Annotated in this window: 18 protein-coding genes and 2 tRNA genes; 7 read left to right on the top strand and 13 right to left on the bottom strand. The window is 66.0% G+C overall.

Annotation, left to right across the window (positions count from 1 at the left end):
* Positions 1 to 130 precede the first annotated feature (130 nt).
* Complete coding sequence (locus BLP88_RS17650; protein ID WP_074591383.1) at positions 131 to 1,021, top strand: DNA-formamidopyrimidine glycosylase family protein; 891 nt, start codon at positions 131 to 133, stop codon at positions 1,019 to 1,021.
* Positions 1,022 to 1,041: 20 nt separating this feature from the next.
* Here the strand turns inward: BLP88_RS17650 and BLP88_RS17645 are convergent, their stop codons facing one another.
* From BLP88_RS17645 to BLP88_RS17620, 6 genes are all read right to left on the bottom strand, one after another.
* Positions 1,042 to 1,653, bottom strand: a complete 612-nt coding sequence (locus BLP88_RS17645; protein ID WP_074591381.1) for a mycothiol-dependent nitroreductase Rv2466c family protein — start codon at positions 1,651 to 1,653, stop codon at positions 1,042 to 1,044.
* Between the two features lie 34 nt (positions 1,654 to 1,687).
* Complete coding sequence (gene clpX, locus BLP88_RS17640) at positions 1,688 to 2,974, bottom strand: ATP-dependent Clp protease ATP-binding subunit ClpX (RefSeq protein ID WP_074591420.1); 1,287 nt, start codon at positions 2,972 to 2,974, stop codon at positions 1,688 to 1,690.
* Positions 2,975 to 3,155: 181 nt separating this feature from the next.
* A complete protein-coding gene (locus BLP88_RS17635; RefSeq protein WP_074591379.1) occupies positions 3,156 to 3,815 on the bottom strand; it encodes an ATP-dependent Clp protease proteolytic subunit in 660 nt (219 codons plus the stop codon).
* Between the two features lie 37 nt (positions 3,816 to 3,852).
* Positions 3,853 to 4,464 carry an ATP-dependent Clp protease proteolytic subunit gene (locus tag BLP88_RS17630; protein ID WP_074591377.1) on the bottom strand — a complete coding sequence of 204 codons (612 nt, stop codon included), beginning with the start codon at positions 4,462 to 4,464 and terminating at the stop codon, positions 3,853 to 3,855.
* Between the two features lie 244 nt (positions 4,465 to 4,708).
* A complete protein-coding gene (gene tig, locus BLP88_RS17625) occupies positions 4,709 to 6,085 on the bottom strand; it encodes a trigger factor (RefSeq protein WP_074591376.1) in 1,377 nt (458 codons plus the stop codon).
* A 69-nt stretch (positions 6,086 to 6,154) separates the two neighbouring features.
* Positions 6,155 to 6,229, bottom strand: a tRNA-Pro gene (locus BLP88_RS17620).
* A gap of 135 nt (positions 6,230 to 6,364) precedes the next feature.
* Here BLP88_RS17620 and BLP88_RS17615 point away from each other — a divergent pair.
* Positions 6,365 to 6,435 (top strand) — tRNA-Gly (locus BLP88_RS17615).
* 55 nt (positions 6,436 to 6,490) lie between these two features.
* Here the strand turns inward: BLP88_RS17615 and BLP88_RS17610 are convergent.
* From BLP88_RS17610 to BLP88_RS17600, 3 genes are all read right to left on the bottom strand, one after another.
* The gene (locus tag BLP88_RS17610) at positions 6,491 to 7,378 is read right to left on the bottom strand and encodes an Fpg/Nei family DNA glycosylase (protein ID WP_074591374.1); all 888 of its coding nucleotides are present in this window, start codon (positions 7,376 to 7,378) and stop codon (positions 6,491 to 6,493) included.
* Positions 7,378 to 7,860, bottom strand: coding sequence for a ribose-5-phosphate isomerase (locus tag BLP88_RS17605; protein ID WP_074591373.1), 483 nt, complete (start codon positions 7,858 to 7,860; stop codon positions 7,378 to 7,380). Before BLP88_RS17605 ends, BLP88_RS17610 begins: the two co-directional genes overlap by 1 nt.
* Positions 7,861 to 7,973: 113 nt before the next feature.
* Positions 7,974 to 8,957, bottom strand: coding sequence for a hypothetical protein (locus tag BLP88_RS17600; RefSeq protein ID WP_074591371.1), 984 nt, complete (start codon positions 8,955 to 8,957; stop codon positions 7,974 to 7,976).
* A gap of 138 nt (positions 8,958 to 9,095) precedes the next feature.
* On the opposite strand from BLP88_RS17600, the gene pepN reads away from it, so the two are divergent.
* On the top strand, positions 9,096 to 11,657 hold the full coding sequence (gene pepN, locus BLP88_RS17595; RefSeq protein ID WP_074591370.1) for an aminopeptidase N: 2,562 nt from the start codon (positions 9,096 to 9,098) through the stop codon (positions 11,655 to 11,657).
* Between the two features lie 76 nt (positions 11,658 to 11,733).
* The gene (locus BLP88_RS17590) at positions 11,734 to 12,210 is read left to right on the top strand and encodes an OsmC family protein (RefSeq protein ID WP_074591368.1); all 477 of its coding nucleotides are present in this window, start codon (positions 11,734 to 11,736) and stop codon (positions 12,208 to 12,210) included.
* Here BLP88_RS17590 and BLP88_RS17585 read toward each other — a convergent pair.
* Positions 12,191 to 13,180, bottom strand: coding sequence for a Rossmann-fold NAD(P)-binding domain-containing protein (locus BLP88_RS17585; RefSeq protein ID WP_074591367.1), 990 nt, complete (start codon positions 13,178 to 13,180; stop codon positions 12,191 to 12,193). The genes BLP88_RS17590 and BLP88_RS17585 overlap by 20 nt on opposite strands.
* 99 nt (positions 13,181 to 13,279) lie before the next feature.
* Here BLP88_RS17585 and BLP88_RS17580 point away from each other — a divergent pair, with 99 nt between their 5' ends.
* Complete coding sequence (locus tag BLP88_RS17580) at positions 13,280 to 13,936, top strand: mechanosensitive ion channel family protein (protein ID WP_074591365.1); 657 nt, start codon at positions 13,280 to 13,282, stop codon at positions 13,934 to 13,936.
* The gene (locus tag BLP88_RS17575; RefSeq protein WP_074591363.1) at positions 13,929 to 14,429 is read left to right on the top strand and encodes a globin; all 501 of its coding nucleotides are present in this window, start codon (positions 13,929 to 13,931) and stop codon (positions 14,427 to 14,429) included. Before BLP88_RS17580 ends, BLP88_RS17575 begins: the two co-directional genes overlap by 8 nt.
* 123 nt (positions 14,430 to 14,552) lie before the next feature.
* On the opposite strand, the gene BLP88_RS17570 is transcribed toward BLP88_RS17575, so the two are convergent.
* Positions 14,553 to 15,236: a DUF8185 domain-containing protein gene (locus BLP88_RS17570; RefSeq protein ID WP_074591361.1), complete on the bottom strand. Its 684-nt coding sequence runs from the start codon at positions 15,234 to 15,236 to the stop codon at positions 14,553 to 14,555.
* A 127-nt stretch (positions 15,237 to 15,363) separates the two neighbouring features.
* Here BLP88_RS17570 and BLP88_RS17565 point away from each other — a divergent pair, with 127 nt between their 5' ends.
* Positions 15,364 to 16,272, top strand: coding sequence for an acyl-CoA thioesterase (locus BLP88_RS17565; protein WP_074591360.1), 909 nt, complete (start codon positions 15,364 to 15,366; stop codon positions 16,270 to 16,272).
* Positions 16,273 to 16,346: 74 nt separating this feature from the next.
* Here the strand turns inward: BLP88_RS17565 and ettA are convergent, their stop codons facing one another.
* Positions 16,347 to 18,029, bottom strand: a complete 1,683-nt coding sequence (gene ettA / locus BLP88_RS17560) for an energy-dependent translational throttle protein EttA (RefSeq protein WP_074591358.1) — start codon at positions 18,027 to 18,029, stop codon at positions 16,347 to 16,349.
* A 104-nt stretch (positions 18,030 to 18,133) separates the two neighbouring features.
* Positions 18,134 to 18,715 (bottom strand): single-stranded DNA-binding protein, encoded by a 582-nt coding sequence (locus tag BLP88_RS17555; protein WP_074591356.1) that lies wholly within the window; start codon positions 18,713 to 18,715, stop codon positions 18,134 to 18,136.
* Positions 18,716 to 19,018: the final 303 nt, after the last annotated feature.

Genomic DNA, 19,018 nt, shown 5'->3' with positions numbered 1-19,018 from the left:
ACCCGCCCCGGGGGCAGCGCAAGGCCCCGGGCAGAACTACTAGCCTGTAATTCCGCTGCCCTGTTTTGAGCGTGCCGGGATCATGCCTGCAGGTCTGCGCAGCAGGCCCGCTGTGTGGCACAGTAAAGCCATGCCGGAACTTCCAGAGGTCGCGGGGCTGCGCGCCTTCCTCGACGCGAAACTGCGGGGAACCGTCCTGGCCAAGGTCCAGATCACCTCCTTCGCGGTCCTGAAGACCGCCGACCCGCCGTACGCGGTTCTGGAGGGCCGGACCGTGGACGGTGTGCGGCGCTTCGGCAAGTTCCTGTGCCTCGACCTGGACGGCGTCCATTTCGTCTTCCACCTGGCCAAGGCCGGCTGGCTGCGCTTTACGGAAGATCCTTCCCCGGCCCCGCTCCGCCCCGGCGCGGGTCCGATCGCGGCGCGCCTCGCATTTTCGGCCCGGCGCACAGAGTCTTCCGACGGCGGCGGCTTCCTGATGGGTTTCGACCTCACGGAGGCCGGCAGCAAGAAAAGCCTTGCCGTGTACGTCGTCCGTGATCCGCAGGAGGTCGCCGGCATCGCGTCCCTCGGACCCGATCCGCTCGCCCCGGAATTCACGAGGGAGGTCTTCGACGGCATTCTCTCGGCGGCCCAGCAGATCAAGGGGCTGCTCCGCAGCCAGTCCGTGGTCGCCGGCATCGGCAACGCCTACAGCGATGAGATCCTGCACGCGGCCAGGATCTCGCCGTTCGCCATCGCGAAAACGCTCGACGGCGACAGCCGGGACCGCTTGTTCGCCGCCATCGGCGGGATATTGGGCCAGGCCGTGGAGTCCGCCGTCGGGAAAGCACCGGGAGAGCTCAAGGACAGCAAGCGGACCACCATGAGGGTGCACGGGCGCACGGGTCAGCAGTGCCCGGTGTGCGGGGACACCGTCCGGGAGGTCTCCTTCGCGGACACCGCCCTGCAGTACTGCCCCGGCTGCCAGACGAATGGGAAGATCCTCGCGGACCGCAGGACTTCCCGTTTCCTGAAGTAGGAGTGGGTCCGCCAGGGAGACTAGTTGAACTCGGGGCTTTCCGTGCGGCTGCGCTTGAGCTCAAAGAAATGCGGGTACCCGGCCAGGGTCACCGAGGCGTCCCAGATCCGGCCGGCTTCCTCGCCGCGCGGAATGCGGGTCAGCACCGGGCCGAAGAAGGCAGCGCCGTTCACCGACACCACCGGGGTGCCGACGTCCTGGCCCACCAGCGAGATCCCGGCCTCGTGGCTGCTGCGCAGCTGCTCGTCGTACTCGTCGCTGTCCGCGAAACGGGCCAGGTCGGCGGGCAGGCCGGTCTGGGCCAGCGCCTTCTCGATGACAGCGGCGCGGTCCTTGTTTCCTTCGTGATGGAATTCTTCGCCCATGGCGTCGTAGAGGGGCTTGATGAACTCGCTGCCGTGCAGTTCCTTCGCCGCGATGATCACGCGCACCGGTCCCCAGGAGTCATCCATCATGGCGCGGTAGTCCGCGGGGAGGTCCCGGCCATGGTTCAGGACGGAAAGGCTCATGACGTTCCAGCTGGCTTCGATGTCACGCACTGCCTCGACCTCCCCGATCCAGCGCGAAGTCACCCAGGCGAAGGGGCAGATCGGATCGAACCAGAAATCGACCTTGTTGACGGTTTCAGGCACAGGGATACTCCTTGGATGGGAAACGGGAAAGCGGTCAGGCGGATTTGTTCCGCCGCTTAGCCACCACTTCGTGGGCGATCATGGTGGGCGGTGCCTTCTTGGCGACGGCGTCGGCAGTGATGACCACGCTGGCGATGTCGTCCCGGCTGGGAAGATCGAACATGACCGGAAGCAGCACTTCCTCCATGATGGCGCGCAGGCCGCGGGCTCCGGTGCCCCGCTCCAAGGCCTGGTCCGCGATGGCATCCAGCGCTTCGTCGTCGAACAGCAGTTCCACGCCGTCCAGCTGGAACATCTTCTGGTACTGCTTGATCAGGGCGTTCTTCGGCTTGGAGAGGATCTGGATCAGTGCCGGCCGGTCAAGGTTGGAGACCGTGGTGATGACCGGCAGGCGGCCGATGAATTCGGGAATGAGGCCGAACTTGAGCAGGTCCTCGGGCATGACGTCGCCGTAGCTGTCGACGTTTTCCTTGACCTCGTTCAGCGGAGCGCCGAAGCCGATGCCCTTGCGTCCGGAGCGGGAACCGATGATCTCCTCGAGGCCGGCGAACGCGCCGGCCACGATGAAGAGCACATTGGTGGTGTCGATCTGGATGAATTCCTGGTGCGGATGCTTGCGCCCGCCCTGCGGCGGCACCGATGCCACGGTGCCTTCGAGAATCTTCAGGAGGGCCTGCTGCACGCCCTCGCCGGACACATCCCGCGTGATGGAGGGGTTTTCGCTCTTGCGAGAGATCTTGTCGATCTCGTCGATGTAGATGATGCCCTGTTCAGCCTTCTTGACGTCGTAGTCCGCGGCCTGGATGAGCTTGAGCAGGATGTTCTCGACATCCTCGCCGACGTAGCCGGCTTCAGTCAGGGCGGTGGCATCGGCGACGGCGAAAGGAACGTTCAGCCGGCGGGCGAGGGTCTGGGCGAGATACGTCTTGCCGCAGCCCGTGGGACCGATCAGGAGGATGTTGGACTTGGCGATTTCCACGTCCTCGTGGTGGCCGCCCTCGCCGAGGCCGCCCTTGGGAGCGTGGCCTGCCTGGATACGCTTGTAATGGTTGTAGACGGCGACCGCAAGGGAGCGCTTGGCAGGTTCCTGCCCGATGACGTATTCCTGCAGAAAGTCGAAAATTTCCCGGGGCTTGGGCAACTCGAAGCTACCCAGATCCGACACTTCGGCGAGTTCTTCTTCGATGATCTCGTTGCAGAGTTCAATGCACTCGTCGCAAATGTAGACGCCGGGCCCGGCGATCAGCTTCCGCACCTGCTTCTGGCTCTTTCCACAGAAAGAACACTTCAGCAGATCCGTGCTCTCGCCAATCCGGGCCATGTGGGAATCCCTTCGTTCCTTGCGGGTGCCGCCCATTGCTGCCTGCTCCTGCGTGAGGAGCCAAGGCGGGCGCCACCATGACAACTTCCACTGTAGGACACAATGGGCTGCTTGGGTTGAAACAGAACGCCGGTGCGGTCCATATTTCCTTGGACCGCACCGGCGTCCCGGTGCTGCCTGGCTAGCGGGCGATAGCCTGCGGCTTGATCTTGCGCGAGTCGAGGACCTGGTCGATCAGGCCGTAATCCTGGGCCTCGGCCGCGGTGAGGATCTTGTCGCGTTCGATGTCATTGTTGACCTGCTCGGACGTCCGGCCCGAATGGTGGGCCAGCGTGTCTTCCAGCCAGGTCCGCATGCGCATGACCTCGGCGGCCTGGATCTCAAGGTCCGAGGCCTGGCCGCCCTGGCCGCCGGACAGCGCCGGCTGGTGGATCAGCACGCGGGCGTTCGGCAGCGCGAGGCGCTTGCCGGGCGTACCGGCCGCCAGCAGGACCGCCGCCGCGCTGGCCGCCTGGCCGAGGCACACGGTCTGGATTTCGGGGCGGATGTACTGCATGGTGTCGTAGATCGCGGTCATCGCCGTGAAGGACCCGCCGGGCGAGTTGATGTACAAGGTGATGTCGCGGTCCGGGTCCGTTGACTCGAGGACCAGCAACTGCGCCATGATGTCATCAGCCGAGGCGTCGTCCACCTGTACGCCGAGGAAGATGATGCGGTCTTCGAAGAGCTTGGTGTACGGGTCCTGGCGCTTGAAGCCGTAGGGCGTGCGCTCCTCGAACTGCGGGAGGACATAGCGGCTGGACGGGAGATTACCGGCGGACCATCCGAAGTTGTAGTTCATTTCATTGCTCCTGGTGTTCAGTGGGTCTTGCTGCCGGTTACTTCTCGGAGTTGGAGGCATTCTGGGTTCCGCCCCCACCGGCCACGGAGCCTGCGTGGGCCGAAATCTTGTCGAAGAAGCCGTATTCCAGCGCTTCGGTGGCCGTGAACCACTTGTCGCGGTCGTTGTCCTTCAGGATGGTATCCACGGTCTGGCCGGTCTGGTCCGCGGTCAGCTCCGCCATGACCTTCTTCATGTGCAGGATGAGCTCGGCCTGGATCTTGATGTCCGAGGCGGTGCCGCCGATGCCGCCCGAAGGCTGGTGCATCAGGATGCGGGCGTTGGGGGTGGCGTAGCGCTTGCCCTTGGTGCCCGAGGAGAGCAGGAACTGGCCCATGGAGGCCGCCAGGCCGGTGGCAACAGTGACGACGTCGTTCGGGATGAACTGCATGGTGTCGTAGATGGCCATGCCTGCGGTCACCGAACCGCCAGGGGAATTGATGTAGAGGTAGATGTCCTTCTCCGGGTCCTCGGCGGAGAGCAGGAGGAGCTGGGAGCAGATCGCGTTGGCGTTCTCGTCACGGACCTCGGAGCCGAGCCAGATGATGCGCTCTTTCAGCAGACGGTTGTAGATGTAGTTGTCCTGGGCTGCCGGATCGACAGTTGCCATCCGGGGCGCCTCTGCGTGCTGTGACATAAGTACTTACCTCTCGCTGGTGACAGGGCCGTTGCTGAAGTTGCCATCCCTGATCTTCACTACTTGGACACTAACCGGTTTCGAAGCTGTTTTGTTCTCCGGAATCGCACTGTTCGCTGACGGCGCACGATTGCCCGGCGGGCCGGTATTCGGCAGCAATCCGGGCTTAAAAAGCACACCCCCGGATCGGCGGATCCGGGGGTGTGCTGAAGCCAGATTAGAACTTCACTGCGGCGGGATCGTCGCTGGGGACGGTCCCGGCTTCCTCAGCTTCTTCGGCTGCGGGAGCCTCGGCAACTTCACCGGCGGGGCGGACGAAGTCGCTCAGGTCCACCTTGTTGCCTTCGGAGTCGACAACCTCGGCCTGGCCCAGGACGACGGCCAGCGCCTTGCGGCGGCGGACCTCGGAAACCATCATCGGAACCTGGCCGCTCTGATCAATGATCTGGGCGAACTGGTTCGGGTCCATGCCGTACTGGCTGGCCGTGGTGACGATGTAGTCGATCAGCTCGTTCTGGCTGACTCCGACCTCTTCCTTGTCCGCGATGGCGTCCAGGATGATTTCGTTCTGGAAGGCGCGGGCGGTGTTGGCCTTGACCTCTTCGCGGTGCTCTTCGGTGTCGTGCTCGCCCTCGCCGTGGGAGTTCTCCGGGCTGAAGTGCTGCTCGAGCTGCTCTTCGATGACGGAGTCGGGAACGGGAACCTCGATCAGTTCGACCAGCTTGTCCAGGACCTTGTCGCGAGCCTCGACGCCCTGGCCGACGACCTTGGACTCAGCAGCCTGCTTGGCGAGGTCTTCGCGCAGTTCAGCGAGGGTGTCGAACTCGGAAGCCAGCTGGGCAAAGTCATCGTTGGCTTCCGGCAGCTCGCGCTCCTTGACGGCCTTGACGACAACCTTCACCTGGGCAGCCTCGCCGGCGTGCTCACCGCCGACCAGCGTGGTGTCGAAGATTGCCTCTTCGTCGGCCGAGAGGCCGGACACGGCCTCGTCCAGGCCCTCAAGCATGGTGCCGGCGCCCACCTGGTAGGACAGGCCGGACGCGGAGTCAACCTCGGCGCCGTCGATGACGGCGGTGATGTCGATGGTCAGGAAGTCGTCGTTCTTGGCCGGGCGGTCAACGGACTTCAGCGTGCCGAAACGGCCGCGGAGCTCGTCCAGGGCCTTGTCGACGTCGGCGTCGGAAGACTCGGCGGCGGCAACCTCGACCTTGATGCCGGCGTAGTCGGGAAGCTCGACCTCGGGACGGACGTCGACCTCGACCTGGAACTTCAGTTCACCGTCGGTGGAGGAGGGATCCGGAACCTCGGTGATCTCGACCTCGGGACGGCTCAGCGGGCGGACGCCGGTTTCCTGCACGGCGGCCTGGTACCAGCCGTTGAGGCCGTCGTTGATGGCGGTCTCCAGGACGTAGCCGCGGCCAACGCGCTGGTCGATCAGCTTGGAGGGAACCTTGCCCTTGCGGAACCCGGGAACCTGGATCTGCGAAGCAACGGTCTTGTAAGCGGCATCGATGCTCGGCTTCAGTTCTTCAAACGGAACCTCAACATTGAGCTTGACCCGCGTGGCGGTGAGGTTCTCGACAGCGCTCTTCACAGTCTAAGTACTCCTGGTTTTGTGGGATGGGTTTCTGCTGCGTTCCCGGATCGGAACAGACTCACAGAGTCGGGGTGACAGGATTTGAACCTGCGACTTCCTGCTCCCAAAGCAGGCGCTCTAGCCAAGCTGAGCTACACCCCGTGAGTGCACAGGACAGTCTACGGCCAAGAATCGCCAGTTTGCACATTTGACACTTGGCACCTGAATTGGGTTTAGTTATATCCGGCTTGAACAGCCGCCGGGAAATGCACGGACGTATCAATCCTGCACTACTCCGGGGACGTAGCTCAATGGTAGAGCCTCAGTCTTCCAAACTGATTACGCGGGTTCGATTCCCGTCGTCCCCTCCGATACAAGAAAGGGCCCCTCCAGCGAGGGGCCCTTTCTTTTTGCTCCGTCAGCCTAGTTTTGGCAGCCAGGACACCAGTACAGCTTGCGGGCGCCGATCTCGGTCAGCGCAACCGCGGCACCGCAACGCCGGCACTCCTGCCCGGCACGCTGGTAGACGTAGTGCGCCTCGCCGTCGAGCGGACCGGCATCACCCCCGCTCCACAAGGCTGCCGGCGTCGTAATGATCCGGCCGTCCCGGACGCCGTCGGACATAGCGGCAACGGTGTCGTCCCACAGGAGGCCGGCCGACTCCACGCTGAGCGTGTTTCCCGGAGTCCAGGGATCGATGCCCTGCCGGAACAGGACCTCGGCCCGGTAGATGTTGCCGACGCCCGCCAGCACCGACTGGTCCATGAGCAGCAGGCCGACGGCGGTCTTGCGGCGAAGCAGCCGCGCGATGAATTCTTCCCTGTCCCCCGGCGCCAGGTGCAACGGATCCGGGCCGAGCTTCGCGCGGGCGGCGCGGGCTTCCTCTCCCGTGATGGCCGCGCAGGTGCTGGCGCCGCGCAGATCGGCCCAGCCGTGGGCGGAGACAAGCCGGACGCGCACGGCGCCGACGGGTTCGGGCGGCCCGGAGTAACTTCCGGAGTTCTCCACTGATCCGGACTCCCGTTCGCCGATCCGGCGCGGCGCTCCGATGCTGGAGGATCCGCGGAAGGTGTCGTCGCCACCGAAGTCCCACGCCCCGTAGAGGCCGAGGTGGACGTGCAGGTAGAGACCGTTGGCGAAACGAAGGAAGAGCTGCTTGCCGTGCGCGGTGGCTTCAAGCAGGCATTGCCCGTCCAGCAGCGCCGCGCCCGCAGCGAAGCGGCCCTGCGGGCTCGAAACCCGCAGGGCGCTGCCGCCGAAGACGTCCTGGAACTGGCGTGCCAGCCGGTGGACCGAATGCCCTTCCGGCACTATTCGACGATTTCGCCGGTGGTCTCGTACGTGGCGATCTTGCCGATGCGGCGGACATGGCGTTCGTCGTTGCTGAAGGGCTCCTCAAGGAAGAACTCGATCAGCTTGGTGGCTTCCTCGACGCTGTGCTGGCGTCCGCCGACGGCGATCACATTGGCGTCATTGTGTTCGCGGGCCAGCTTGGCGGTGGACTCGTTCCACGCCAGGGCCGCGCGCACGCCCTTGACCTTGTTCGCGGCAATCTGCTCGCCATTGCCGGAGCCGCCCAGGACGATGCCGAGGGCGTGGACGCCGGCTTCCTGGTCCGCGACGACAGCCCGTGCGGCGTTGATGCAGAAGGAGGGGTAGTCGTCCAGGGCGTCGTACACCTTGGGGCCGTGGTCAACCACCTCGTAGCCCTTGGCCGTGAGGTGGCTGACAAGGTGGGCGCTGAGCTCCATGCCGGCATGATCCGTGGCAATGTGGACGCGGGGTGTGGTCACTGGAAGTCCGTTCGGTCTGGGGCGCGGGACGGCATTAGCCGGGCCGCGGCGGTGAGGGGATGCGGTACTAGGGTACTAGGGACCCCGGCCGGGCGCGCTTTAAGTCGCGGCGTTCACTGCCCGTGCGCGCGGTCGGCCACCCTGTTCAGCAAGCCGGCAAGCCGGTCGGCGGTGGCCGGGCTGCCCGCGCTCAGCGCGAGCTGCCGTCCGTTGAGTTGCCGCACGACGACGGCGGGTCCGCTGCTGACGAGCATGGCCGTGGCAGCGCCGTGGTGCCGCAAGCCCCAGCCGCCGAAGTCGGCGGCCTTGACGTCAGCGGGCGTGGCGGCGGCGATGTCCACGGCAGGCACCCTGAGCACGCGAAGCACGCCGGCAAGAAAGACCTCGAGTCCGCCCCGGTCCGCCTTGACCCGGACGAAGAGGAAGCAGGCCCCCAGGACGGCGATCCCGAACACCAATGCCCCGAGCCACGGGACCGCCACCGAGATCAGCATCGCGGGAAACACCGCGGCCACACAGATCATGACGAACACCGAACTTCGCGCATGGACCCAGAGCTTCAGGGAGTCATCGGCCAGCCCGGGATCTTCACGCAGGACGCGTTCGGCTTCGAGGGCGGCGTCGTCCTCCGTGGTCCACCGCGGATCGGGCTTGAAGGCGAACACCATCACCACCCCGAGGGACAGTGCGGCGCCTGCACCGAGTGCCAGCACGATGGCATCGACGTGGGAACTGCGGGCGTCCGTCAGCCCGGCCTGGCCCACCAGCCCGGCGGCGAGCACGGCGGTGATGAAGAGACTCACCATCAGGCCGAGCCCCATCATCAGCCGCCGCATGATGACCGGCCGGGAAATAGGCACCGCCTGCAGGAAGACCAGCCAACCCGCCAGGACCATCAGGGAAGTCCCGCCCGCCACATAGGCGGCAAAGGGCGCAAAGTTGCTGCCGCCGTCGGCGTTCCAGGTGATGGCCAATGGGTCCGGAAGGTCAGGACGGAGCATGAGGGCACAGACCACGAACGCTGCGGCCAGGAGGACGGGGAACGCCACCGCAAAACGCAGCGCCCGGAAATCGAGAGAATCGCGCAGCTTGCCCATGGCTTAACGCTACTCCCGGCCCGCGACACTTTGTGACGCTCCTTGCCAAGCGGGAAAGAAATGAAAGAATAATTTCACAGCGCCGGAACCGGCTCGGCCGGTCCGGCTTTTCTGCACACCACTTCTTGGAGGCACCCCTTGCCAGGCCTGAACCTCACCCGCGCCGAAGCCGCGGAGCGCGCGGAACTGCTCGCCGTCGAGTCCTATCACGTCGCCCTCGACCTGACGAAGGGCGCGAAGGTCTTCGGTTCGACCACGGTGGTGAAATTCACCGCCGAACCGGGTTCGTCCACGTTCATCGACGCCATCACCGACAAGGTGCACAGCGTCACGCTGAACGGCAGGGACCTGGATCCGGGGGATGTGTCCGACGGCGTGCGGATCCAGCTGCCTGACCTGGCCGCGGAGAACGAACTCACGGTCGTGGCGGACGCTCCTTACATGAACACGGGCGAAGGCCTGCACCGCTTCGTGGACCCCGTGGACGGCGAGGTCTACCTCTACACCCAGTTCGAGGTGCCGGATTCCCGCCGGATGTTCGCCGTCTTCGAACAGCCGGACCTGAAGGCCACGTTCGCGTTCACGGTCACGGCGCCGTCGCACTGGGATGTCATCTCCAACTCCCCCACGCCGCTGCCCGCCGAAGCAGCCCCCGGCGAAAGCGGGGAGGCCCGCTCGGTGTGGAGCTTCGCCCCCACCCCGCGGCTGTCCTCGTATGTCACCGCGCTGATCGCCGGGCCCTACCAGTCCGTGCGCAGCGAAGTGGCGAGCGCCGACGGCAGGGTGATCCCGCTCGGCGTTTTCGCCCGCAAATCCCTCATGCAGTACCTCGACGCGGAGAACATCTTCGAACTGACCCGCCAGGGCTTTGAGTTCTTCGAGGCCCAGTTCGGCTTCCCTTACCCGTTCGAGAAATACGACCAGCTGTTTGTTCCCGAATTCAACGCCGGCGCCATGGAGAACGCCGGTGCGGTGACCATCCTGGAGGGCTACGTCTTCCGCGGCAAGGTGGCCGAAGCCCAGGTGGAGCGGCGGGCCATCACGGTCCTGCACGAGCTCGCGCACATGTGGTTCGGCGACCTGGTGACGATGCGCTGGTGGAACGACCTCTGGCTCAACGAATCCTTTGCCGAGTACATGTCCCACCTGGCCGCCGTCGAGAACACCGCCTTCGACCACGCGTGGACCACCTTCGCCTCCGTGGAGAAGTCCTGGGCGTACCGGCAGGACCAGCTGCCCACCACGCACCCGATCTTCGCGGATATCAACGACCTGCAGGACGTGGAGGTCAATTTCGACGGCATCACCTACGCCAAGGGCGCGTCGGTGCTCCGCCAGCTCGTTGCCTGGGTCGGTCCGGAACAGTTCATGGCCGGCGTCCGCGAGTACTTCAAAAAACATGCCTGGAAGAACACCGAGCTGTCCGACCTCATGGTCGAACTGGAGGCGGCCAGCGGCCGCGAGCTGGACCAGTGGGGCAAGCTCTGGCTCGAGACCGCGGGCGTCAACACCCTCTCCCCTGAGATCGAGGTGGACGACGACGGCGTGATCACCTCGTTCTCGATCCGGCAGACCGCGATCGCAGAGCAGCCCGTTTTGCGCCCGCACCGCCTCGCCGTCGGGTTCTACGAACTGTCCGACGCCGGCAAGCTCGAGCGGGTGCACCGCGAGGAGCTCGACGTCGACGGGCCGGCCACGGAGGTTCCGGCCCTGCTGGGCAGGAAGCGGCCGGCGCTGATCCTACTCAACGACGACGACCTCGCCTACGCGAAGGTCCGACTCGACCCCGCATCCCTGGCCGGCGCGACGGCGCACCTGAAGGACTTCGCCTCCAGCCTGCCACGGACGCTCGTGTGGGGCTCGGCCTGGGATGCAGCCCGCGACGGCGAGACCCCGGCCCGCGGCTACGTCGAACTGATCCTGGCCAACATCGCCGCTGAGACCGACTCCTCGGTGATCCAGACCCAGCTCCGCCAGCTCGCCACGACCCTGAACTTCTACGTTGCCGCCGGGCACAAGGACGCCACTGCCGAAGCCGCCGCTGACCGGCTGTGGGACCTGGCGTCCTCGGTAGCGGCAGGGTCCGACGCCCAGCTGCAGTTCGTGAAGTCCTTCGCCCTGCTTGCCCGCAGCGGAAGCCAGCTGGACACTGTCCAGGGGCTGCTGGATGGCGCCGGTTCACTCGAAGGCCTCACCGTCGACCAGGACCTGCGCTGGGAACTGCTGACCTCCCTGGTGGTCGGCGGCCGTGCAGACCAGGCACGCATCGACGCCGAGCTCGAACGCGACCACACCTCCAACGGCCAGAACGCCGCGGCCCTGGCGACGGCGGCACTGCCGACCCCCGAGGCCAAGGCCGCCGCGTGGGAGAAGATCGTGGTCACCGGCGAGCTGTCCAACGCACTGCAGGGCTCCGCCGTCGCCGGCTTCGTCCGGGTGCTGGACACCGCCCTGCTGGAACCGTACGCCGAGAAGTACTTCGACGCCGTCCCGGATATCTTCGCCAAGCGCACGCACGCCCTGGCCCAGCAGATCATCGTGGGCCTGTATCCGGCTCAGCTCACCACGCAGGACACCGTGGACCGCACTGACGCGTTCCTGGAATCCCTGCCGGAGGATAGCGCCGCACTGCGCCGCATGATGCTCGAGAACCGCGACGGCGTGGCCCGCGCCCTGCGCGCCCGGGCCGCGGACATCTAGGCCGTCCCGCGTGCTCCTGCGCCTCCCGTCCCGGCCTTCCGGCCGGACGGGAGGCGCAGCCGTTTAGACTGTGCCCATGAGCCTGGACGAACACCGCTACGCACTCACCGTCCGATGGACCGGAAACTTGGGCGAGGGCACTTCAAGCTACCGGGGCTACTCCCGGGACCACGACGTCGAAATCCCGGGCCTCCCGGTGCTCAAAGGCTCCTCGGACCCCACCTTCCGCGGCGACCGCACCAGATACAACCCCGAGCAACTGCTCCTCGCCGCGCTTTCCCAATGCCACATGCTGTCCTTCCTGCACGTAGCGGTGATGAACGGCGTGGTGGTGACACGCTACATCGATGAAGCCGAAGGCCTGATGCGCACCAACCGGGACGGCAGCGGGCAGTTCGAAAGCGTGACGCTCAAGCCCCGGGTCACCGTAGCGGGCGCAGAGCACCTTCCCCTGATGGACGAACTCCACCACACGGCGAACCAGCTCTGCTTTATCGCCCGCAGCGTGAATTTCCCGGTGCTCCACGAACCGGTCACGCAGGCCGAAGACTAGCCAGCAGCTTCTTTTCGGTTTCCGGCCGAAGCCCGGCCTTCCGGGGCCGGTGCAATCCCCTGGCCAGCTCATCGGCGAGGGTGTCCCTCAGGGTTTCCTGCCACGGACGCAGCCGGAGCCCAAGTGCGAGGGCTGCAGCATTCGAGCGGGCCATGAAGCCCTCGTGCTCCGGCGGAAGCCACAGCGGCAGCGAATCCTCGCCGGACCAGGGGTTGACCCCCTGGCTTTCAAGCCAGGCAGTACCTGCCGTCACGACCTCGGGGGCTGTCCCCGTAATTTTCCGGCATTCGCCGATGTATTCGCCGAAGGGCACCACTTCTCCGACCGCGTTGAAAGCCCCGGTGAGTCCCTTGCCCGCCGCCGAAAGGATCCATGCGGCAAGGTCCCGGACGTCGATCACCTGGACCGGATCGCCGGGGATGTCCGGCACGAGCACCGCGTCTCCGCCGAGCGCGAGCCTGGCCGGCCAGTAGCCGTAGCGGTCGCTGCTGTCTCCCGGGCCGCCGATGAGGCCGGCCCGCACAATATGGGACTTCTCCCCTGCCAGGTCCATGGTCAGCTTTTCGATGGCGGACTTCGCCTCGCCATACGTCTCCGGCGACGCCTCTTGCTCCGGCGGCAGCGGCGCAAGGAGCGCCGCACTTTCATCCGCGCCCGGCTGGTCGTGGCGGGCATACACGGAACAACTGGACACGAAGCTCCAGTGCCCGCTCCGGGAACCCAGTGCCGCCAGCGCCTCGCGGGCCTGGGCCGGATCGCGGGTGACATCGACGACGGCGTCCCACCCGCCGTCGAGCCCGGCATAGGCTTCGGGTCCCGCCTCCCGGTCCGCCCTGACCCAGAGGACGCCCGACGGCGGCTCCGCTGCGGTGCCGCGCGCCAGGCACGTGACGTCGTGTCCGGCGTCGAGCCCTTGGCGGGCAAGCTCGGCCGACAGGAACGCGGTACCACCAAGGATCAGGATGCGCATGCCGTCACGCTACGACGATAGGGTTGGTGACGGACAGAGTGTTCAGCGCCCGGCGAACAGCGTCCGGCGCCCCCAGACCCTTGAGGAGCAGCCCTGCCGATGAACGCAAGCACCCCCGCGATCCTGGATGCAGCCGAAGAAGCCGCGAAAATTGACCTAGGGGCCATACTGCTGACCGTCGGAATCGGCGTGGTGATCTGGATCGTGCTGCGTTTCACCATCCTGCGCATCACCAAGCGAGTCGCCGAAGGGAGCAGTTTCTTCCGGAACGCGCCTTTCAAATGGGTGCAACCGGCCTTCCGCGCGCTGGACCACGAACGTCGTTCGCAGCGGGCGCACACTATCGGCTCGCTGCTGACCAGTGTGCTGAGCGTGGTGGTCGCGGTGATCGTGATCATCTACGTGCTCAAGTTCCTCAACGTGGACATCGCCCCGCTGCTGACGAGCGTGGGAATCCTGGGTGTGGTGATCGGTTTTGGCGCCCAGCAGTTGATCCGAGACTTCCTTGCCGGGATCTTTATCACCATCGAAGACCAGTACGGGATCGGCGATGTGATCGTTACCGCCGAAGTGGTTGGTACCGTTGAATCCGTGGGGCTGCGGATCACCCGGCTCCGCGCCGAAGACGGCGCCATCTGGTACCTGCGGAACGGCGAGATCCTGCGCGTGGGCAACCGGTCGCAGGGCGACTATGTCCCGGCGGAAGACAAGGACAACGGCGGCATCGGTTCCGCGGAGGAGAAATCCAGTGAGTGACACGGCGAACGGGCAGCAGTCCCCCGCGACCCCGGCCAACGCGGCCCCAGCGGCCGGCGACCGTCCGCAGCTGATGCGCAACGACCCCTTCAGCCAGCCCGCCTACACGGACAGCTTCTATGACGCCGTGGGCGGCCACGAGACTTTCGTGAAGCTGATCGATGTCTTCTACGACGGCGTGGCGGGCGATCCCCTCCTGCGTCCGATGTACCCGGAGGAGGACCTCGGTCCGGCGAAGCGCCGCTTCCTGATGTTCCTGGAGCAGTACTGGGGCGGCCCGACGACGTACAGCCAGGAACGCGGGCACCCCCGCCTGCGGATGCGGCACATGCCGTTCCGGGTGACGCCGGAGGCCAAGGACCGCTGGCTGTTCCACATGAGGGCGGCCGTGGACGCGCTCCAGCTCCCCGCCCTGTACGAAGGCACCCTGTGGGACTACATGGAGCGGGCCGCGCTCACCATGGTGAACAGCCCCTCCCCTGCACAGCCGTAGGGCGGGTCCACTGGGGCGGGTGCGGTCCTGCCCCGGTGGGGATCAGGGGATCGTGCCGGCCTTCATCGGACCATGACCATGAGTACAATCCCGGGGCACCCCGGAGCGACGGGAGGGGCCTTGCTAACCGGCCGGGGCGAGGTTCAGTCCGAGGCCCGCGCCGGCGCGAACCAGGATGTGGCCGCGGCTTCCGCTGAGCCGGAACCAGCGTCCGTTGCGGAAGAGCCGGTGTTCGCCGTCTCCCAGGAAGCCTAGAGCGAAGGCCCCGAAGGCCGCGCCTGCGGGCACGCCAGGGTGTCCGGGCATCTCACGGCCCCAGACAGCTGCCCTGGCGGCGGCCACCATGTGCGCACCGGCCTGCTCGGGAACGACCCCGGCCACCTCCGCGATGCCTGCTTCGGCAACTGTCTTCAGTTCGGCGTCGGAGACCTCGCCCAGCGGTTCCCAGCCGCCACGCGGCGCACCCACTCCCGCCCAGGATTCCGAGACGGTCGACGGCGGTAGCGGGAGTTCCACGTCATCCGTCCCCGAACGGGCCAACCGGTCCAGCACCGAGGCGAGGGTGACCGTCACATCCGTTTCCGCTTCCTCGGCGAGGGCGCTGGTGCGCAGGCCGAGGATGGTGGGGGTCGCGTCGCCGAGCGCCCGGGGGCGGAGGACACACACATAGGCCGCGAGGACGGAGCCGGCAGCCTGGAGGCGGACCGCGCCGTCGTCGATGCTCTTGGCGCGCGTGACGTAGGTGCGCAGATCCGCCAGATCCCGGGGATCAGCGAAACGGAGAGGACGGGTCAGAACATCAGTCACACCAACGACTCTACCGGCTAGTCCGGTAATAAGACGCCCCGGGGCAAGGTCGGGAGGGCCCACGCCGGCGAGGGACCCTGATCCCGCAGAGCGGGATTTGGGAGCCGGTGGGGACTAGAGTCGAACCATGACTGACGCGCACGCCGGCCTCGTGGATCAGGCCGTCCCCGAGGACCCCACAGCCACCCTCATTGACTTGCTTTCCCTGGCCGATTTCGACGGCGCCCGGACGGACGAGGACATCTTCCTTGGACCATCGCAGAAACAGCCGCGGCACCGGGTGTTCGGCGGGCAAGTCCTGGCGCAGTCGCTCATCGCCGGCATGCGGACCGTCGACGAAGACCGGGTGGTCCATTCGATGCACGGTTACTTCCTGCGTCCCGGCGACGCCAACCAGCCGATCACCTTCGGTGTGCAGCGCCTGCGCGACGGCCGCTCCTTTTCCGCACGGCGCGTGCACGCCTACCAGAACGGGCAGCCGATCCTGTCCATGATCGCGTCGTTCCAGACCGACGCCGAGGGTGTTGAACACCAGTCGGCCATGCCCGAGGGCATCCCCGACCCGGAGAGCCTGCCGAGCACGGCGGACCTGCTGCGGAAGTACGACCATCCGCTGGCCCGCCACATGTCCTTCGAACGGCCCTTCGACGTGCGGCATGTCGACTCGGCGCTGTATGTGGAGCCCCCGAAAGAGAACGTGGCCAGGAACGCGGTCTGGATGAAGACCCTGGGCCCCATGCCGGACGACCCGGACTTCCACCGGGCTGCCCTTGCGTACGCGAGCGATTACACGATCCTGGAACCCATCCTGCGGGGGAACGGCCTGAGCTGGATGACTCCGGGGATGAGCGTCGCGAGCCTGGACCATGCAATGTGGTGGCATCGGCCGGTGCGGGTGGACGAGTGGCTGCTCTACGTCCAGGAGTCCCCCAGCGCCCAGGGTGCCCGCGGACTGTCCACCGGGAAGATCTTCAACCGCGACGGCGTACACGTCGCCACCGTGGCGCAGGAGGGCATGCTCCGGCTTCCCGAGTAGCCGGCGTGCCGAGCAACAGCGGCTAACACCGGAAGGCCGGCCCCGAGGGGCCGGCCTTCCGGTGTTTGGCGGTGTTAGTCGCGGGTCAGCTTGCGGTGCGTGACCCGGTGCGGCTTGGCGGCGTCGGGGCCCAGCCGTTCGATCTTGTTCTCCTCGTAGGACTCGAAGTTGCCTTCGAACCAGTACCACTTGGAGGGGTTCTCGTCGTCGCCCTCGTAGGCGAGGATGTGGGTCGCCACACGGTCCAGGAACCAGCGGTCGTGGGAGACGACCACGGCGCAGCCCGGGAAGTCGAGCAGCGCGTTTTCCAGGCTGCTCAGGGTTTCGACGTCGAGGTCGTTGGTGGGTTCGTCGAGGAGCAGCAGGTTGCCGCCCTGCTTGAGAGTGAGGGCGAGGTTCAACCGGTTGCGCTCACCGCCGGAGAGCACCCCGGCCTTCTTTTGCTGGTCCGGGCCCTTGAAGCCGAACGCCGAGACGTAGGCGCGCGACGGCATTTCGACCTGGCCAACCTGGATGTGGTCCAGGCCGTCCGAGACGACCTCCCAAAGGGTCTTGTTGGGGTCGATGCCGCCACGGGACTGGTCCACGTAGGAAATCTTGACGGACTCGCCGATCTTCAGGTTGCCGCCGTCCAGCGGTTCCAGCCCGACGATCGTCTTGAAGAGGGTGGACTTGCCCACGCCGTTGGGGCCGATGACGCCGACGATGCCGTTGCGGGGCAGGGAGAAGGACAGGTCCTCGATCAGGACGCGGTCGTCGAAGCCCTTCTTCAGGTCGGTGGCTTCGATGACCATGCTGCCCAGGCGCGGTCCCGGCGGGATCTGGATCTCTTCGAAGTCGAGCTTGCGCGTGCGTTCGGCTTCGGCTGCCATTTCCTCGTAACGTGCCAGACGCGCCTTGGACTTGGTCTGGCGGCCCTTGGCGTTGGAGCGGACCCACTCGAGTTCTTCGCTGAGGCGCTTGGCCTGCTTGGCGTCCTTCTTGCCCTGGATTTCCAAGCGGGCGCGCTTCTTCTCCAGGTAGGTGGAGTAGTTGCCTTCGTACGGGTACAGCCGGCCGCGGTCCACTTCACAGATCCATTCCGCGACGTGGTCGAGGAAGTACCGGTCGTGGGTGATGGCGAGAACAGCGCCCGGGTAGCTGGAAAGGTGCTGTTCGAGCCAGAGCACGCTTTCGGCGTCGAGGTGGTTGGTAGGTTCGTCGAGCAGCAGCAGGTCCGGCTTCTGCAGCAGGAGCTTGCAGAGCGCCACGCGGCGGCGCTCACCACCGGAGAGCACCGTGACGTCGGAATCGCCCGGCGGGCAGCGCAGCGCGTCCATGGCCTGCTCCAGCTGGGAGTCGATGTCCCACGCGTCGGCGGCGTCGATGGCCTCCTGGAGCTTGCCCATTTCGTCGAGCAGGGTGTCGTAGTCCGCGTCAGGGTTGGCCATCTCTTCGGAGATTTCGTTGAACCGCTGGATCTTGCCGTAGATCTCGCCGACGCCTTCCTGGACATTGCCCAGGACGGTCTTTTCCTCGTTCAGGGGCGGCTCCTGCAGGAGGATGCCCACGGAGTAACCGGGGCTGAGTCGGGCCTCGCCGTTGGAGGGGGTGTCGAGCCCCGCCATGATCTTCAGGATCGTGGACTTACCGGCACCGTTGGGGCCGACGACGCCGATCTTCGCACCGGGGAAGAACGACATGCTGACATCGTCCAGGATAAGTTTGTCACCAACGGCCTTGCGGGCCTTGGTCATCGTGTAAATGAATTCCGCCATGCCCTTAAATCTAATGGGTGGCAGGTCAGAACTCACATTCGGAGCCAATCGCAGGGGAAGGCTGTGCCGGGAGGACCGGACGGCGCAGGTCCTCCCGCACGGGCTTATGCAGAGGCATCCAGGAGTTCCCCCGTCGCAGTGTCCACCAGGGCGTCGTCGCCGTTGTCGCCGCCCGGGAGGACCTGCAGGCTCCCGCCGGGGTCCCCGTTGCTGCCCTCCTCGTCGTCTTCCGGAAGCGGAGGCTCGTTGTCGCCGGAGCCCTCGGGCCATGGGTTACCGGCCGCCTGCTCCGAGCCGGCGGGAGCCGGGGCCTGGGGCTGGGCCGAATTGCTTGCCATGCGGGTGAAGTTCGCGGAACCCCACATAAGGTCATGCCCCACGGACTCGGCGTCGATCTCCGCCACGTGGTAGATGCGGCCGTCGCGTTCCCATTGCCGGAGCTTGAGTTTGCCCAGGACAATGACGCGCTGGCCCTTCTTGATGCTGCAGCCCACATGTCCGGCAAGGTGCCTGTAACTCTGGACTGTGAACCAGTTGGTGTTTCCGTCGATCCATACGTTGTTGGCGCGGTCGAAGCGCCGCTCGGTGGACCCGATCCTGAAGGAGGCGGTGGCGGTTCCGCCCGGCGTGGTGGAACTCTTGACGTCCGAGGCAACGAAGCCACGGATAGTGATGATGTCGTTCATGATGCGTCCTAACGTGGTTGGCAAGCCTGTACGGCTCCTCCAGCATCACGCCGGCTTTGAGGCCTTGGCAGGCACCGGTCCCCGTATGTGGACAGCGAGCGGAAAATCCCGCGCTGTGGAGGACCAGTCCGCAACCACAGGAAAACACCCCCGGTCCGAAGACCGGGGGTGCCTATGTTTTTTTCGTTACACCACAAAAGCGCCCCGGGAGGTGTGTGATTTCAGGACATCGTTTACACCTGTGGCGGGACATCGTTGACGGGTGATAGTTGACTGCTGTGGCGGGACATCGTTGACGGTCTC

The organism is Arthrobacter cupressi, assembly GCF_900099975.1.
Taxonomy (GTDB): domain Bacteria; phylum Actinomycetota; class Actinomycetes; order Actinomycetales; family Micrococcaceae; genus Arthrobacter; species Arthrobacter cupressi.
Note: the sequence above shows the minus strand (reverse complement) of the source record. Positions and strands in the feature narration are given on the sequence as shown.

Bases quoted from the DNA above. Each gene is read 5' to 3' on its own strand.
- ettA (WP_074591358.1), bottom strand. From the start codon at position 18,029: ATGGCGGAATTCATTTACACGATGACCAAGGCCCGCAAGGCCGTTGGT.
- BLP88_RS17555 (WP_074591356.1), bottom strand. From the start codon at position 18,715: ATGAACGACATCATCACTATCCGTGGCTTCGTTGCCTCGGACGTCAAG.
- BLP88_RS17580 (WP_074591365.1), top strand. From the start codon at position 13,280: ATGAACGCAAGCACCCCCGCGATCCTGGATGCAGCCGAAGAAGCCGCG.
- BLP88_RS17630 (WP_074591377.1), bottom strand. From the start codon at position 4,464: ATGGCAACTGTCGATCCGGCAGCCCAGGACAACTACATCTACAACCGT.
- BLP88_RS17635 (WP_074591379.1), bottom strand. From the start codon at position 3,815: ATGAACTACAACTTCGGATGGTCCGCCGGTAATCTCCCGTCCAGCCGC.
- BLP88_RS17565 (WP_074591360.1), top strand. From the start codon at position 15,364: ATGACTGACGCGCACGCCGGCCTCGTGGATCAGGCCGTCCCCGAGGAC.
- BLP88_RS17650 (WP_074591383.1), top strand. From the start codon at position 131: ATGCCGGAACTTCCAGAGGTCGCGGGGCTGCGCGCCTTCCTCGACGCG.
- BLP88_RS17590 (WP_074591368.1), top strand. From the start codon at position 11,734: ATGAGCCTGGACGAACACCGCTACGCACTCACCGTCCGATGGACCGGA.
- BLP88_RS17600 (WP_074591371.1), bottom strand. From the start codon at position 8,957: ATGGGCAAGCTGCGCGATTCTCTCGATTTCCGGGCGCTGCGTTTTGCG.
- BLP88_RS17585 (WP_074591367.1), bottom strand. From the start codon at position 13,180: ATGCGCATCCTGATCCTTGGTGGTACCGCGTTCCTGTCGGCCGAGCTT.
- clpX (WP_074591420.1), bottom strand. From the start codon at position 2,974: ATGGCCCGGATTGGCGAGAGCACGGATCTGCTGAAGTGTTCTTTCTGT.